13 protein-coding genes are annotated in these 15,502 nt (G+C 62.1%); 12 read left to right on the top strand and 1 reads right to left on the bottom strand.

Going from position 1 to position 15,502, the window contains the following annotated elements; all coding sequences use genetic code 11:
- The first annotated feature begins 2 nt into the window (after positions 1-2).
- The 3 genes from hypA to ACKUUJ_RS08170 are packed head-to-tail and all read left to right on the top strand — an operon-like array spanning position 3 to position 3,747.
- Positions 3-359 (top strand): hydrogenase maturation nickel metallochaperone HypA, encoded by a 357-nt coding sequence (hypA, locus tag ACKUUJ_RS08180; protein WP_117565013.1) that lies wholly within the window; start codon positions 3-5, stop codon positions 357-359.
- Positions 360-414: 55 nt separating this feature from the next.
- A complete protein-coding gene (gene hypB / locus ACKUUJ_RS08175) occupies positions 415-1,098 on the top strand; it encodes a hydrogenase nickel incorporation protein HypB (protein ID WP_195920071.1) in 684 nt (227 codons plus the stop codon).
- 54 nt (positions 1,099-1,152) lie between these two features.
- Complete coding sequence (locus tag ACKUUJ_RS08170; protein ID WP_409065259.1) at positions 1,153-3,747, top strand: DNA topoisomerase I; 2,595 nt, start codon at positions 1,153-1,155, stop codon at positions 3,745-3,747.
- Positions 3,748-3,888: 141 nt separating this feature from the next.
- Here the strand turns inward: ACKUUJ_RS08170 and ACKUUJ_RS08165 are convergent, their stop codons facing one another.
- Positions 3,889-4,872 carry a zinc-ribbon domain-containing protein gene (locus ACKUUJ_RS08165; protein WP_409065258.1) on the bottom strand — a complete coding sequence of 328 codons (984 nt, stop codon included), beginning with the start codon at positions 4,870-4,872 and terminating at the stop codon, positions 3,889-3,891.
- Between the two features lie 239 nt (positions 4,873-5,111).
- On the opposite strand from ACKUUJ_RS08165, the gene tmk reads away from it, so the two are divergent.
- From tmk to ACKUUJ_RS08120, 9 genes are all read left to right on the top strand, one after another.
- The gene (gene tmk, locus ACKUUJ_RS08160) at positions 5,112-5,795 is read left to right on the top strand and encodes a dTMP kinase (protein WP_409065257.1); all 684 of its coding nucleotides are present in this window, start codon (positions 5,112-5,114) and stop codon (positions 5,793-5,795) included.
- A 1-nt stretch (position 5,796) separates the two neighbouring features.
- Positions 5,797-6,924: an ATP-binding protein gene (locus ACKUUJ_RS08155; protein WP_409065256.1), complete on the top strand. Its 1,128-nt coding sequence runs from the start codon at positions 5,797-5,799 to the stop codon at positions 6,922-6,924.
- Positions 6,915-8,609, top strand: a complete 1,695-nt coding sequence (locus tag ACKUUJ_RS08150; protein ID WP_409065255.1) for a stage 0 sporulation family protein — start codon at positions 6,915-6,917, stop codon at positions 8,607-8,609. Before ACKUUJ_RS08155 ends, ACKUUJ_RS08150 begins: the two co-directional genes overlap by 10 nt.
- A 102-nt stretch (positions 8,610-8,711) precedes the next feature.
- Complete coding sequence (locus ACKUUJ_RS08145) at positions 8,712-9,518, top strand: double zinc ribbon domain-containing protein (RefSeq protein ID WP_409065254.1); 807 nt, start codon at positions 8,712-8,714, stop codon at positions 9,516-9,518.
- A gap of 11 nt (positions 9,519-9,529) precedes the next feature.
- Positions 9,530-10,642 (top strand): hypothetical protein, encoded by a 1,113-nt coding sequence (locus ACKUUJ_RS08140; RefSeq protein ID WP_409065253.1) that lies wholly within the window; start codon positions 9,530-9,532, stop codon positions 10,640-10,642.
- Positions 10,643-11,376: 734 nt separating this feature from the next.
- Complete coding sequence (locus tag ACKUUJ_RS08135; RefSeq protein ID WP_409065313.1) at positions 11,377-12,387, top strand: substrate-binding periplasmic protein; 1,011 nt, start codon at positions 11,377-11,379, stop codon at positions 12,385-12,387.
- 317 nt (positions 12,388-12,704) lie between these two features.
- The gene (gene hpf / locus ACKUUJ_RS08130; protein ID WP_035137685.1) at positions 12,705-13,289 is read left to right on the top strand and encodes a ribosome hibernation-promoting factor, HPF/YfiA family; all 585 of its coding nucleotides are present in this window, start codon (positions 12,705-12,707) and stop codon (positions 13,287-13,289) included.
- 79 nt (positions 13,290-13,368) lie between these two features.
- On the top strand, positions 13,369-14,322 hold the full coding sequence (locus tag ACKUUJ_RS08125) for a DegV family protein (protein WP_343001421.1): 954 nt from the start codon (positions 13,369-13,371) through the stop codon (positions 14,320-14,322).
- Positions 14,323-14,420: 98 nt separating this feature from the next.
- The gene (locus tag ACKUUJ_RS08120; protein WP_409065252.1) at positions 14,421-15,500 is read left to right on the top strand and encodes an NAD(P)-binding domain-containing protein; all 1,080 of its coding nucleotides are present in this window, start codon (positions 14,421-14,423) and stop codon (positions 15,498-15,500) included.
- Positions 15,501-15,502: the final 2 nt, after the last annotated feature.

The raw sequence follows: 15,502 nt of genomic DNA, 5'->3' as shown, positions 1-15,502 counted from the left end.
GTATGCACGAAGTTGGCATTGTCAACGGCATACTCGATACAGTGATTCGCGCGGCGCGTGGGGCGGGGGCCTCGCGCGCCGTTTTGGTGACGCTGCGTATCGGGGATATGACCGAGGTCGTGCGCGAGGCGCTCGACTTTGCCTGGGAGACGTTTCGCGACGAGGACCCGCTCACGCGCGGCTGCGAGCTTGCTGTGGAGGAAGTCCATCCACAAAGCGAGTGCCTGGACTGCGGCGAGGTCTTTGAGCACGACCGCTTCCATTGCCGCTGTCCCCAGTGTGGCGGCGCCAACGTGCGTCTGCTGCACGGCCGCGAGCTCGACATCGCCAGTATCGAAATCGAAACCCCCGACGATTAACCCGCCAGCCACCTGGGGACAGGGTACAAAGGGGCTAAAGTAAGGAGCGCTAAGTATGGCCGAGAAAACGATTGATATCGCGTCGCCGATCCTGTCGCGCAACGAGCGCCTGGCAGATCAGCTGCGTCAGCGATTTAATGAGACAGGCACCTATGTGATCAATGTGCTGTCGAGCCCTGGCTCGGGCAAGACCACTACGATTCTGGGCACCAACGAGCGCCTGCGCGACAAGGCCGGCTTGCGCTGCGCCGTCATCGAGGGCGATATCGCCTCGGACGTCGACGCCATCACCATGAAGGAAGCCGGCATGCCCGCCATCCAAATCAACACGGGCGGCCTGTGCCACCTCGAGGGCAACATGATCATGGAGGCCGTTGACGCCTTCGACCAGGCTGTGGGTCTGGAAAACATCGACGTCATCTTTATCGAAAACGTGGGCAACCTGGTCTGCCCAGTCGACTTTGACCTGGGCGAGAACCTGTCTATCATGATCCTCTCGGTGCCCGAGGGCGACGACAAGCCCGTCAAGTACCCGGGCATCTTCCAACACGCCGGCGCACAGCTGCTCAACAAGGTCGACGTGGCCCCGGCTTTCGATTTTGACATGGATAGGTATACTAAGACACTCGATGACCTCAATCCGCAGGCGCCGCGGTTTGCCGTGAGCGCGCGCAAGGGCGAGGGCATGGATGCCTGGTGCGATTGGCTCATCGGGCAGATTGAGCAAGCAAGGGCGTAAGTCGGCCGCCATACGGGCGGGCGTAGCCGCAGAGATACGAGATAGGAGCCTCTTTTGAAGCTCATCATCGCCGAGAAAAACGACGCCGCGCGTCAGATCGCCGAGCGTCTGTCCACGGGCAAGCCCAAAAAGGACAAGGTGTACAACACCGCCATCTACCGTTTTGAGTGGAAGGGCGAGGAGTGCGTGACCATCGGCCTTGCCGGTCACATCCTAGCGCCCGATTTTTGCGACAGCGTGCTGTTCGATAAAAAGCTGGGCTGGTATTCGGTCACCGAGGACGGCGAGATGCTGCCGGCCGACATACCCGATGGCCTGGCGCGTCCGCCCTACGACACCAAGCGCAAGCCGTTTCTTGCCGATGGCATCTCAATCAAGGGCTGGAAACTCGAGAGCCTGCCTTACCTCACCTGGGCGCCCGTCATTAAGCTACCGGCCGAGAAGGAACTCATTCGTTCGCTCAAGAACCTCGCTAAAAAGTCTGATAGCGTCATTATCGCCACGGACTTCGATCGCGAGGGCGAGCTAATCGGTTCGGACGCCCTTAACAAGGTGCGCGAGGTGGCGCCGGACTTGCCGGTTGCCCGCGCCCAGTACTCTTCGTTTACCAAGGCCGAGATCACGCAGGCCTTCGATAATCTCGTCTCGCTCGACCAGAATCTGGCCGACGCCGGCGAGAGCCGCCAGCACATCGACCTCATTTGGGGTGCGGTGCTCACGCGCTACCTGACGCTCGCCAAGTTTGGCGGCTTTGGTAACGTGCGCTCTGCCGGCCGTGTGCAGACGCCGACGCTTGCCCTGGTGGTCGAGCGCGAGCGCGAGCGCATGGCGTTTGTGCCCGAGGACTATTGGCAGATCCGCGGCATGGGCGCCGCACAGGGTGCTGCCGAGGACGACCGCTTTAAGATTGCGCACAAGACGGCGCGCTTTACCGACAAGGATGCTGCTGAGGCGGCGTACGGCCATGTCGACGGCGTTGCGACGGCAACCGTCGCCGCGGTGACCAAGCGTTCGCGCAAGCAGCAGCCGCCCACGCCGTTTGCGACCACCTCGCTGCAGGCTGCCGCCGCAGCCGAGGGCATCTCACCTGCGCGTACCATGCGCATCGCCGAGTCCCTCTACATGGCCGGTCTCATCAGCTACCCGCGTGTCGACAATACCGTGTACCCTGCGACGCTCGATCTGGGCGCCGTGGTGAGCGACCTGGCAAAGATCAACCCGGCGCTGGCGCCCGTATGCAAAAAGGTGCTCGCCGGTCCCATGAAGCCCACGCGCGGCAAGGTCGAGACCACCGACCACCCGCCTATCTATCCTACGGGCGAGGGCGATCCGTCCACGCTCGACGGTGGCCAGCGCAAGCTCTACGACCTCATCGCCCGTCGCTTCCTGGCAACGCTCATGGGTCCCGCGACCATCGAGAACACCAAGCTCGAGCTCGACGTGAACGGCGAGCCGTTCGTGGCCTCGGGCGACGTGCTCGTGACCCCCGGCTTCCGTGAGGCGTACCCGTATGGACTCAAGCGCGACGAGCAGATGCCGCCGCTTGAGCAGGGCGATACGGTCGACGTGTTCGACATTAAGCTCGAGGCCAAGCAGACCGAGCCGCCCGCGCGCTACAGCCAGGGCAAGCTCGTGCAGGAGATGGAAAAGCGCGGCCTGGGTACCAAGTCAACGCGCGCGAGCATCATCGAGCGCCTGTATGCCGTGCGCTATCTCAAAAATGATCCCGTGGAGCCGAGTCAGCTGGGCATCGCCATCATCGACGCACTGACGCAGTTTGCCCCGCGCATCACGAGCCCCGATATGACCAGCGAGCTCGATGGCGATATGACCCGTGTGGAGCGCGGCGAGGACACCGAAGAGCATGTCGTGACGCACTCGCGCGCGCTGCTGGCCGGCGTGCTCGACGAGCTGCTCAAGCATACGCAGGAGCTGGGCGACGCCATCAGCGACGCCGTCACGGCCGATGCGCGCGTGGGCGCCTGCCCCAAGTGCGGCAAGGACTTGGTTATGAAGACGAGTGCCAAGACCCGCGGCAGCTTTATCGGCTGCATGGGATGGCCCGACTGCGACGTGACCTATCCGGTGCCGAGTGGCGTCAAGGTGAGCCCGCTAGAGGGCGAGGCCGCCGTGTGCCCCGAGTGCGGTGCGCCGCGCATTAAGTGTCAGCCGTTCCGCCAAAAGGCTTTCGAGATTTGCGTGAACCCCACATGCCCCACCAACTACGAGCCCGACCTTAAGGTGGGCGAGTGCAAGGTGTGTGCCGAGGCCGGACGCCATGGCGATCTGATTGCGCACAAGAGCGAGAAGAGCGGCAAGCGTTTTATCCGCTGCACCAACTATGACGATTGCGGCGTGAGCTATCCGCTGCCGGCGCGTGGCAAGCTCGAGGCGACAGGCGAGACCTGTCCCGAGTGCGGCGCTCCCATCGTGGTGGTCAACACCGCGCGCGGCCCGTGGCGCATCTGCGTGAACATGGACTGCCCGACCAAGGAGAAGAAGCCCGCCCGCGGCCGCAAGACCACGACCAAGGCGAGCACGACGAAGAAGACTTCGACGGCAAAGAAGGCCACGGCTAAGAAAGCCACTGCCGCCAAGAAGTCGACCGCGAAGAAGTCGACTGCCAAGAAAGCAGCCGCCGACAAGTAACGGCGCAGTCGAAACATTGCCCAAAAAACGAGCGAGGGTCCCATGATCCTCGCTCGTTTTTTGACCGGCAGTTAGGGACATTCCTTTTTCTGCCGGCAGTTTAGGAACGTCCCTAACTGCCGGCTCGGAAACGACAAGGCGTTAGTTCACTTCGACGGGTTTGGCGCCGGGATAGCGCTCCTCAAAGTCTAGGCGGTACTTATTGTCATTGGTGCCCGCCACGTTGTCGCGCGACAGCGGCGCCACGATCTCGTTCTTATGGTCCGCGGGCTTTGCGTACTTTAAGCTGATCTCCCAGGCATCGCAGATCGCATCGATGCGGTGATCCAGGTCGTCGTACAGAGCAATGATGTCCTTCCACGAGCTGTAGTTCTTAGAGCTTGTGGGGACGTCCAGGTCCTCGACGATATCGTAGTACTGCTCGATGGTGTCTTCCGTGCGCTCGGCGACGTCGGCGAGATTTTGACGGGCGGTACGGTCCTCTTCCAGATAACCGCCATTGAACGCCTCTGCGCAGGCACGGACCTGGTTATCGAGATCTTCGAGCAGGTCGTAGTATTCGCTCAGGCGACGGTAGAGGTTTTGCTCGGAGAGGGTCGCCTGGCTGCCATCCTCGTCATCATCGTCGTCATCGTCAAAAAGGCTATTGGGGTCGTCGAGAGGCTTGAGGTCATCATCGTCAACATCATGGTGCAGCTTAGTAATCTCGGCAGTCGTTTGCGTGGCGGCGTTGTCGAAAGGCTTGATCACAAAAAAGATGACCAAGGCGATGATAATTGCCACGAGCACAACGATAACGGCGATAAGCGCCTTGGTGCTGCTCTTTTTGGCGGCGGGGGCCTGCGGTGAATCAGGCGCGTACGTAGATGCCGGTTGCTGTTGGGGCGGGGTGTCCGCGACGGGTATGCGCTGCGTCGTTTCGACCGCTGCGGGGCTGGCGGCAGGGTCGGGGCGATAGGCGAGGGGGTCGTCCGGCTTAGCTTGCGGCGTATCGAGGAAGCCGGTCTGCTCAAAATCGGGTTGGCCATTGCTTGCGGTTGTCTGCTCAACGGGTGCACCGCATGAGGTGCAGAACTTGGCATCATCTGCAAGAAGTTTGCCGCACGAGGCGCAATACCGAGACATTGCCACTCCTTTCGCCACATTTCAATGCAATACGACGATTATACCCAGCGTCCAAAATTCCCCATCATAAGTTGCGGTGAAATAGGGACTGTTTGGCGGTCTCAGGGCTTCAACCAGTCCCTATTTCACCGCAACTTTGGAAAGGCACCATTAGCCATTGGGGACGCGCCGAGCACTGGGGTATCATGGCTTGGTTGATATATCTGCATTTACGCGCCTTGTAGGAAGGGGCTGCGCCCATGGCTTTTGAGCCCGCTCAACATAGCTTTATCACGCTCGAGGGCGTCGACGGCGCCGGCAAGTCCACGCAGGCGCGTCTGCTTGCCCGCGCGCTCGAACTCGCTGGCTACCAGGTTGTGAGCCTGCGCGAGCCGGGCGGTACCGCCATTAGCGAAAAGATCCGCGCTCTGCTGCTCGACCCCGCCAATACAGCGATGGGCGACACCTGTGAGTTGCTGCTCTACGAGGCAGCGCGCGCCCAGTTGGTGCACGAGGTCATAGCTCCCGCCCTCGCGGCCGGCAAGGTGGTCCTGTGTGACCGCTTCTACGATTCCACAACCTGCTATCAGGCATTTGCCGACGGCCTTGATCGCCAGATGGTGCGCGATGCCAACAACCTGGCCGTTGCGGGAACGCACCCGGCGCTCACGCTCGTCTATCACATCATGCCCGAGCAGGCGGCGCTGCGCATGGCAGCCCGTGGCGCGGCAGATCGCATGGAGGCCAAAGGCATGGCATTCCAGGAGCGTGTCTACCAGGGATTCTGCGCTATTGCTGCCGAGGAGCCAAACCGCGTAAAGCTCATCGACGCCACTGCGACCGTCGAGGAAGTCTTCGAGAAGACGGTCGAGCAGATTCGCGCGTACGGTCTCGACATTTCGCAAGATGCTGTCGCCGCCGCGCTTGCCAAGGAGGCCGAGTAACATGGCCCCCGCTCAGGCAAGCCTGCTGGCCAAGCTCGACACCCAAGAGCGCGTTCGCGATTTTTTGACCAACGCCGTCGCCAGCGGCCGCGCATCGCACGCCTACCTGTTTTTGGGCGCTCCCGGTGCCGGCAAGCTCGATGCCGCATGGGCGCTCGCCCAGGCCTTCCTGTGCGAGCAGGACGGCTGCGGAGCATGCGACAGCTGCGTACGCGTTGCTCGGCATACGCATCCTGACGTGCACTATTACACGCCCGAGAGCGCCACAGGCTACCTCATTGCCCAGACCCGCGAGCTGCTCGACGACGTTCCGCTGGCGCCCATCCGTGCCAAGGCCAAGGTCTACATCATCGATCGCGCCGAGCAACTGCGCGCTAACACCGCCAACGCGCTGCTCAAGACACTCGAGGAGCCGCCCGAGGGCGTTATGTTCATCTTGTTGGGCACCTCGGCAGACGTGATGTTGCCCACCATCGTGAGCCGCTGTCAGTGCGTGCCGTTTCGGTTGGTGTCGCCCACCGTGGCCGCGCAGGCCGTGAGTCGCGCGACGGGTCAGGACCTCGCGCGTTGCCGCATGGTGGTCGCCGTGGCGGGAAGTCCCACACGCGGCATCGAGTTCCTTAAGAGTGCCGAGCGCCAGGATGCTCGCCGCCAAATGGTCCGCGCCATCGATTCGCTCATCGCTGCCGACGAGGCTGATGTGCTCAGCCGCGCCAAGTCGCTCATCGTCGCCGTTAAGGCACCGCTCGCCGAGGTCAAGTCCACACAGGAAAAGGTGCTCGAGCAAAACGCCGACTATCTGTCGCGTGGAGCATTGAAGCAGCTTGAGGACCGCAACAAGCGCGAACTCAACGCGCGCGAGCGTTCGGGTATCATGGAAGCGCTGGCGAGCGCGCGGACGCTCATGCGCGACGTGCTGCTGACGCTTCAGGACGAGGCGGCCGACGTCGTGAACGAAGACGTGCGCGACACGATCGGGCGGCTTGCCGCCGCGACGAATGCTGCGGGTGCCACCCGGGCGCTCGAGGCGGTCGCGACCGCCGAGCGCAACATCGCCAGAAACGTTACTCCCCAGCTGGCCATCGAGGTCATGCTGTTCGATATCAGGAAGGCACTGAAATGCCGTTAGTCGTACCCGTTAAGTTTACCTACGCCTCGCGCGACCTGTGGTTTGACCCGCAGGATCTGGATATCCTCGAGGCCGATTATGCCATTTGCTCCACCGAGCGCGGGACCGAGATCGGCCTGGTCACGGCCGATCCCTTCGAGGTGCCGCAAGATGAGATCGGCCAGCCGCTCAAGCCCGTGCTGCGCGTGGCGAGCGACATCGACCTGCAGCTTGCCGACGACCTGGCCATCCAGGGCGACGAGGCGATGGTCGATTTCCGCCGTCTCGTCAAAGAGCTCGACCTCGAGATGAAGCCGGTCGGCGTCGAGTACCTGTTTGGCGGCGAGAAGGCCGTGTTCTACTTTGCGGCCGAGGAGCGCGTCGATTTTCGTCAGCTCGTCAAGGACCTGTCCTCGACGCTGCACATTCGCGTCGACATGCGTCAGATCGGCGTGCGCGATGAGACCCGCCTTGTGGGCGGCTATGCCCAATGCGGACAGGAGCTCTGCTGCACGCGCTTTGGCGGACAGTTTGAGCCCGTCTCGATTCGCATGGCAAAAGAGCAGGACCTGCCGCTCAACTCGTCCAAGATCAGTGGCGTTTGCGGCCGCCTGATGTGCTGCCTGCGCTATGAGTTCGAGGCGTACAAGGACTTTAAGAGCCGTGCGCCCAAAAAGAAGACGCTCATCGATACGCCGCTTGGCAAGGCGCGTATCCAGGAATATGACACGCCGCGTGAGCAGCTGGTGCTGCGCCTGGAGAACGGCAAGGTCTTTAAGGTCAACCTGGCCGATATGACGTGCTCGGAGGGCTGCAAAAAGAAGGCCGCCGAACAGGGCTGCAACTGCCGCCCCGACTGTGTGACGCGCGATGTGCTCGAGCGCATCGAGTCGCCCGAGATGCGCCTGGCGCTCATGGAACTCGATCGCGAGAACGGCGTTGACGTGGGCGATGGCCTGTCGAGTGCCGATCGTCTGGCCGGCACATCGATGCCCAAGCGCCGTCGTCGCGATGCCGAATCCGATGCTCGCACCGCTCAGGGCCAGGGCGAGGGCCGTGGCCGTGGAAAGGGCCGCGGCAAGGCCGAGGCACCCGAGGCCGAGGAGGCAGCTGGTGGCCGTCGCCGCCGCAAGCGCGCGGCGTCCGTCGACAATGGCGAGGCCGCGGGTAAGAACGCTTCCCGCGAGCGCGAGGCTCAGCAGCCCCAGCAGCAAAACCGCGGCGGTGGCATGAACCCCACGCGTCGTCGCCGCCGTCACCTGTCGAGCGAGGAGCGCGAGGACGCCTTCCGCGCCGCAGCCGCTCGCGAGGCCGGTGCCGCTCCCAAGGGTGGCTCGGGTTCCGACGCGCCTGCCGACAAGGGCGGCAAGCCGCGTGGTGAGGAGGAGCGCATGCCACGTCCGCGTCGTCGCCATTCCTCGGGCACGCAGCAGAAGCCCTCGGTTCCTTCTGTGGCCGATCAGGTTTCGGATGGCGAAGTCAAGGTCACGCGCCGTCGTCCCGGGGATGGCGGGGGAGCGGCTGCCAAGGCTTCGCGTGGCGCCGCTCGCGACGAGCGCGAGCCGCGCGAGGATCGCGGTGGCGAGGGCTCGGCCGACCAGGGTCAAAAGCGCCGTCGCCGCCGTCGCTCCCGCAAGCCGCGCCAGGACGGCGGCGAAGGCTCGACCCACACCTCGTCCGCACCGCAACCGCCTACCGGCGAATAACGCCCGCGAGCGGATTTAGCCCGCCTTGCCCCGAGCGCATCGGGGTATCATAACGCTGAATCAACAACCCTCCCTGCGACCGAACGTAGGGAGGGTTGTGTCTTGAAAAGCCATCTGAACATATTGAGCCGTCTGCAGGGTGCCGACGCCCTACCGTTTGCGGACGAATTGCTACCGTTTGTCGAGCGGGTGGCACGCGAGGCGCTCGAGGCATTGTCGCCCACGCGATGTGCCGGCTGCGAGCGCGCCGGTGCGCTGATCTGCCAGGATTGTCTGGCATCGCTCACGCTCATCGACCCACGTCATAGCTGTACCCGATGCGGCGCCCCGTTTGGGGATTTGCTGTGCACTGAGTGTTCGGTCGAGGGCGCGTCCTCGGCAATGGCGGAGGCGCTCGACCGCTGCCTGGCGTGCGCCGTCTATGCACATCCGCTGCCGCGCATTATCAAGGCGTACAAGGATGCGGGCGAGCGCCGTCTGGCACCGTATCTGGCGGAGCTACTCTACGACACCGCCTTGCATGCCCAGGTGGCAGCCTCCGATCGCTACGGCAGTGTGCTGTCCGGCGCCGACGCGGTGGTATTTGTGCCCGCGACTGCGGCAGCGTTTCGGCGGCGTGGATTCGACCATATGGAAGCAATCGCGCGCTCGTTTTGCGATCTTTCGGGTGTGCCGTTGCTGGACGCCCTGGTCAAATACGGTCATGGTGACCAGCGAGAGCTCGGTCGCGATGAACGCCGGGAGCATGCCCGTGGCATGTACGAGACGGTCGAGGATGTGCGGGGCAAGCGCCTGCTGCTCATCGATGATGTCATTACCACGGGCGCGACCATGGCAGCAGCCTCGGCGGAGCTCAAGCGTGCCGGCGCCGCAGCAGTCGATGGTCTCGCTGTCGCACGCGTTTGGTAGGGGGTGGTTTTGTGGCAGTGAAGATAGCGCGGCGCATCGAACTGACAAGCGAGCAACTGGCGGCCTCCGTAGTCCTGACCGGTGCCTCGGCGCTGCGCATGATGCGCGCCGAGCGCCGACAAATGGGTTACATCAGCTGGAGAGACCTCGATCCCGATGAAGAGCGCCGTGTGCTGCATACATCGTCTCCCTCGGCCGAGGACATGTATCTTCCCGATTTGGTGCGGATCGGGGCCGTGAGTGGCGATGTTCAAGAAGACTTGTGCCTGCTGGTGGGGTCGGCGAAGCAGCGTCGCCGCATGCCTGGTGCAAGCTGGTCCGTTTGTTCTACAGGCCTGCCGGACGCCTCGATTTTGGAGGTGGAGCCGGGGGTGTACAGCTTGTCTCCCGAGGCCCTCTGTGCCGCCGTTGCGCGCGAAGTCGGCTGTATCCAGGCATTTGCCCTGGCCCAGGAGCTGTGCTCCAAGATTTCGCTGAGCGATCGCGGACGGTATCTGCCTCCCTACAGCTCACCTGTTGCGAACAAGCTTGCAAAGGACAAAGACCAACCAAAAGACGTAGGCTATTTTGAAGTTGAGCCGGTGCTGACGCCTGATCGACTGGAAAAATACCTTTCCGGATGCAATGGGAGTGCCGCCAAACGGCTGCTGCGCCTGTGCCCCTACCTGTCGGAAAACCTGCGTTCACCCATGGAGTGCATCATGCTTGCCATGTTTTCGCTTCCGTTTTCCTATGGCGGATTTGCCTGTGGTCCCTTTAAGACCGACCACAAGATCGAGTTCAACGACCGTGCGCAGGCGATCTCGGGGATGCCGCATGCGGTTTGCGATGCCTATCAGGAAGCAGCCCGGTTTGACCTGGAATACAACGGCGAGCAGGGCCATTCGTCTCGCGGCGGGCGCATTCACGATGAAAAACGCAATACGGGTTTGGCGTCCATGGGAATCGAGGTCGCGACGGTCAACAACGAGATGCTCTGCGACATGGAGGCGTTAGAGGCGCTCGCATGGCGCATATACCAACGCATGGGTAAGCGATATCAGAATCGTGTAGAGGCTCGTCGAAAGAGGCAAGATGCTCTGCTGAATACGCTCCGAGCGTGCTTTGGGCTCAAGCCGGCGTAAAACTATGGCTTTATAGGGGGTCTGTTTATATGCCCTGTGCAAAAAACGGCAAATATGAGTACTGCTACTAGATTAGTGACAGCAAAAATAAAGAAACTTGGGCCGAAAAACTGGATTCAGCGATGAGATAATAAACGAATGTGGAATATCTTGGCGCCAAGCGGGCTGTGCGGAACTCAAAAAGGGCTCGTGGGGCGGAAATACGCTGCTACTAAATTGGTAGCAGTACTCATATTTGCCGTTTTTTGCACACGGCACCCTGAGACGGGTGGCCCGGAGCTCCCCGTGGGGGGAGCTCCGGGCTTCATGGGGGCACGAATGACCCGCCCCGACCTGCGAAATCTGTGCTCGCGATGCGAATAACGTCCCTAACCTTAAACTATAGCTTGAACTTAGCTATAATGCCCTACGTTCCTGCCAGGCTGTGGTTGCGGACGGACGAAATGCCCATCCTAGTCCAAGACAGACGCGGTCAAAGGGATCCACGTAAGCGACCGCGTGCGCGCGGCGCGATCATGGCGCGTCCTAGATGTAAGCCGCACCGTCCGTTCTACTTTCTTTGGGGCAATACCGCCTCGCGGGCGAGCGGGCCAGTCGTGAAGGTGGCTGCGGCCTCCCGAGCAAACGCCCCGGTGCGCAAGTGTGGGGTCAAATACCAGGTCAGCTGGTGGGAACAACCCGATATTCCGTGCAGGGCACGGATTGTATACGACACAGAAGGCAGGGTAGTGGACATGGTGAGGGGCAGCTTGATGCATGCGGCTCGGTTAGGTGCTGGGACCGCGGCGGTCATTGCCGTTTTGGGCCTGAGTGGATGTGCGTTCAATCCACTGTCCACGTTCACGACGCCCACGATCGACCAGATTGAGCGCGAGACCGTTACCCCCACGGTATCGGACGATGCCCTGGTCACGCCGGGAACCCTGACGGTCGCCCTCGATACTTCCGATGCCCCGCAAGCCATGCAGGATGCCGACGGAAACCTCACGGGCTATGCGGTCGATGCCGCTCGTGCCCTTGCATGCCGCATGGGTCTCAAAGTCGCCTTTGTCGATGCGTCCTCGGCCGATTCCGCGCTCAGCGATAAAAAGGCCGACATCTTTATTGGCGACGCCAGGTCTACGGACGGCGATATCAGCTCACTTGGCACCTGTCTGTACGACGCCCCCGCCGTATTCGGCAAGAGCAGTGACGGCGAGTCGCTGAGCGTTTCCACCGAAACGCTTAACACCGCTACCCTGGGCGTTCAGACCTCCTCAGCCTCGCAGGAAGCGCTTGCCAAGCAGAGCATCACGGCCAACCAAAAGACCTTCTCCAACATCAACGAGTGCTTCGAGGCACTCGAGTCGGGCGAGGTCGATTACGTGATCTGTGATTCCACGGCCGGTGGTTACCTCGCGCGCCTGATGAGTCAGATCTCCTATGTCGGCACGCTCGAGGCACCCTCCACGCTTGGCGTCGCAGGCCTTAGCTCTAACGATGAGCTGTGCCGTGCCGTGAGTGATGCCCTCGACGGCATCACGGTCGACGGCACGCTCGAGGCGGTCCACTGCGTCTGGTATGGCCAAATGCCCTATGACCTTACCGCCAAGACTGTTTCGGGGGCCAATGTGCAGGCATCCGACTCCACGTCCAACGAGACCGAGTCCTCCGATGGCGACGCCTCTGATAACAACGGCGACAGTCCGTCGTCTAGCCAGGAGGGCGCCATCACCGACGATGACATCAACAAGCTCAATAGCTAGTTATTGGTAGGGGTGGCGTCTGCCATACACCGAACAAGGCGCTTCTTCACGGTTTCAACACGCATGGCCGGGTCTCCCAAATAGGGGAGCCTGGCTTTTCTATTTTGGTAAAACTAGCAGGTCAAAGCTAATTTCCAGGAGAAAAATTAACTCCGTCGACGCCTTCCTATAGCGCACTTTGTCACGGAAAAGTGCGAGACTTCGGTATGCGGTATCAAGCAGTCGTTATTCGGGTCTTTGGGAATTCGCGTGATTAAATGCACGGCAATGGGTACATAGCCAGTACAGTAAGTCCCCGAGGCAGATTGGAGCCACGTATGGATATCAAGGTTTCTGGACGCAAGACGACGGTAACCGATGCTCTGCGTGCGCATGTGGATGAGAAAATCGGCGAGGCGCTCAAGGTTTTCGACATCGAGCCCATGACAGTCGACGTCGTGCTTCGTTATGAGAAGAACCCCTCGAACCCCAACCCGGCAATCGTCGAGGTCACGGTTCGTGCCCGCGGTTCGGTGATTCGCGTTGCCGAGCACGGCGCAGATATGTATGCTGCCATCGACCTCTCCGCCGATAAGGTTACCCGCCAGCTGCGCAAGTTCAAGACCAAGGTCGTGGACAACCGCCAGGGTGGTGCCAGCGCCGCGGATGTCGCACCGGTCGAGCGCGTCGAGGATCTGGCCGACCTGCTGCTGCCCGAGGAGGAGGACGACCTGCTCGTCCGCGAGAAGGTTATTGACGTCACCCCGATGACCGAGGAACAGGCGCTGGTGCAGACCGATCTGCTGGGTCACGACTTCTACGTGTTTGAGAACGCGACGACCGGTCTCATCAATGTGGTGTATCACCGTAAGAATGGTGGATATGGCATCATCAAGCCCCGCATCGAAACACTTGACGAGTAAAATACGTTAACTTGCATGAGTTAACGGTTGGCGGCCATCCCATGCGGGTGGCCGCCTTTTTACGTAAGGAGTCGCTTTGATGGACAAGGCCGCATCCGCCGGTCATTCGAACCGTTGCCGCATCGTCGTCGATACCTGCTGCGACTTTAGCCCCGAGGTCGCCGCGAACCTCGATGTCGATATCCTGGGTTTTCCCTTTATTATCGATGGCGAGGAGCGCACAGACGACATCTGGTCGAGCATGAGCCCTAAGGAGTTCTACGACCGCATGCGCGCTGGTGCCCGCGTGTCCACCTCGGCTGTGTCGCTCGGTCGCTATATCGAGTTCTTTACCGAGTGCGCCAAAGAGGGTACGCCCACGGTCTACCTGTGCTTTACCTCGGCGCTGTCGTCGAGCTACAACTCCGCGTGCCAGGCGGCAGATGCCGTGCGCGCCGAGTATCCCAACTTTGAGCTCTACGTGGTCGACAACGCTCTGCCCTGCGCGACCGGCGCGCTCTTGGCGCTCGAGGCCGTGCGCCAGCGTTCGGCGGGACTGACCGCCAAACAGCTGGTCGATTGGGCAAACGAGGCAAAAACCTACGTGCACGGCTACTTTACGCTCGAGAGCTTCGACGCACTGGCTGCCGGCGGCCGCATTCCTCCCGCGGCGGCGCAGCTCACGGCAAAGCTCGACGTCAAGCCCGAGCTCTCCTACGACCTGGCCGGCTCGCTGTCGCTGATCGGCGTCAACCGCGGCCGCAAGAAGGCGCTCAAGTCCATCCTCAAGTCGTTCCGCGAGAACTACGTGCCCGATCGCACCATGCCCATCGCCATCATGACGGCCGATGCCGAAAAGGATGGTGACTGGCTCGAAGCCGCCATCCGCAAGGAGGAGGGTTGCGCCGACGTCACGATCATTCGCGGCTCCGTGGGTCCCACCATCGGCTCGCACGTGGGCCCCGGCATGGTGGGCTGCGCGTTTTGGGGTAAGAACCGCGCCGACAAGGCGTCGCTTTCCGACCGTATCGCCCGCCGCGTGCGCGGTCAGTAGGCAAGCGCTGCGTCCGTAATCGCCCTCGACTCACAGCCCAAACGCTGGCACCGAGTATTCAACCTGGTAACAACACCCAACCCAAAAGGAAAGGTTTCATGGCAAACAAGCTCTCCGTCGCATTCATTGGCACCGGAATCATGGGTGCCCCCATCGCCGGCCACATTCTGGACGCCGGCTATCCCGTCACGGTCAACAACCGCACCAAGTCCAAGGCGGCGGCGCTTATCGAGCGCGGCGCCGTCTGGGCAGATACGCCGGCCGATGCCGCGGCGAACGCCGATGTCGTCTTTACCATGGTGGGCTATCCCTCCGAGGTCGAGGAACTCTACCTGGCGGGCGACGGCCTGCTCGCGTGCACCAAGCCGGGTGCGGTCTTGATCGACCTTACCACGAGCTCGCCCGAGCTGGCGCGCGATATTGCCGAGGCCGCCCAGGTCTCCGGTCGCATGGCGTTTGACTGCCCCGTCACCGGCGGCGAGTCGGGTGCCATCGCCGGCACGCTCACGGCTATCGTAGGCGCCACCGAGAACGACATCGCGCCGGTCCGCGACATCCTTTCCACCTTTGCGGCAACCATCTGCTGCTTCGATGGCACCGGCAAGGGCCAGGCTGCCAAGCTCGCCAACCAGGTGTCGCTGGGCGCCTGCATGGTCGGCATGGCAGACGCGCTGGCGTTTGCCGAGCTGAGCGGCCTTGATCTTGAGAAGACCCGTCAGATGATCCTGGGTGGCACCGGCAAGTCCGGCGCCATGGAGAGCCTGGCGCCCAAGGCGCTCGACGGCGACTACAAGCCCGGCTTTATGGTCGAGCACTTCATTAAGGACCTGCGCTTGGCGCTCGCCTATGCCGACGACCGTGAGCTTGCGCTGCCCGGCGCCGACGTGGCCTTTACGCTTTACGACATGCTCGATGCCATCGGTGGCGCCAAGCTGGGCACCCAGGCCGTCACGGTCCTCTATAAGGAGGAGGCCGATGCCATCGCCGCCGGTCTGGACTGGTCGCAGTATCGTCCCGAGGAGCACGGTGCTCACGAGGAAGGCTGCGGTTGCGGCGAGCGTGGCGACGACCACGAGTGCGGTTGTGGACACCACCATGGCGAGGACCACGAGTGCTGCGGCGGTCACGGTCATGACGACGGCCACGAGTGCTGCTGCGGCCACCATCACGGGGAGTAGCG

This window comes from Collinsella sp. wc0583 (assembly GCF_046116915.1).
Taxonomy (GTDB): Bacteria; Actinomycetota; Coriobacteriia; order Coriobacteriales; family Coriobacteriaceae; genus Collinsella.
This window is presented reverse-complemented; position numbering and strand designations above follow the sequence as displayed.

Bases quoted from the DNA above. Each gene is read 5' to 3' on its own strand.
- hypA (WP_117565013.1), top strand. From the start codon at position 3: ATGCACGAAGTTGGCATTGTCAACGGCATACTCGATACAGTGATTCGC.
- hypB (WP_195920071.1), top strand. From the start codon at position 415: ATGGCCGAGAAAACGATTGATATCGCGTCGCCGATCCTGTCGCGCAAC.
- ACKUUJ_RS08165 (WP_409065258.1), bottom strand. From the start codon at position 4,872: ATGTCTCGGTATTGCGCCTCGTGCGGCAAACTTCTTGCAGATGATGCC.
- tmk (WP_409065257.1), top strand. From the start codon at position 5,112: ATGGCTTTTGAGCCCGCTCAACATAGCTTTATCACGCTCGAGGGCGTC.
- ACKUUJ_RS08155 (WP_409065256.1), top strand. From the start codon at position 5,797: ATGGCCCCCGCTCAGGCAAGCCTGCTGGCCAAGCTCGACACCCAAGAG.
- ACKUUJ_RS08150 (WP_409065255.1), top strand. From the start codon at position 6,915: ATGCCGTTAGTCGTACCCGTTAAGTTTACCTACGCCTCGCGCGACCTG.
- ACKUUJ_RS08135 (WP_409065313.1), top strand. From the start codon at position 11,377: ATGGTGAGGGGCAGCTTGATGCATGCGGCTCGGTTAGGTGCTGGGACC.
- hpf (WP_035137685.1), top strand. From the start codon at position 12,705: ATGGATATCAAGGTTTCTGGACGCAAGACGACGGTAACCGATGCTCTG.
- ACKUUJ_RS08125 (WP_343001421.1), top strand. From the start codon at position 13,369: ATGGACAAGGCCGCATCCGCCGGTCATTCGAACCGTTGCCGCATCGTC.
- ACKUUJ_RS08120 (WP_409065252.1), top strand. From the start codon at position 14,421: ATGGCAAACAAGCTCTCCGTCGCATTCATTGGCACCGGAATCATGGGT.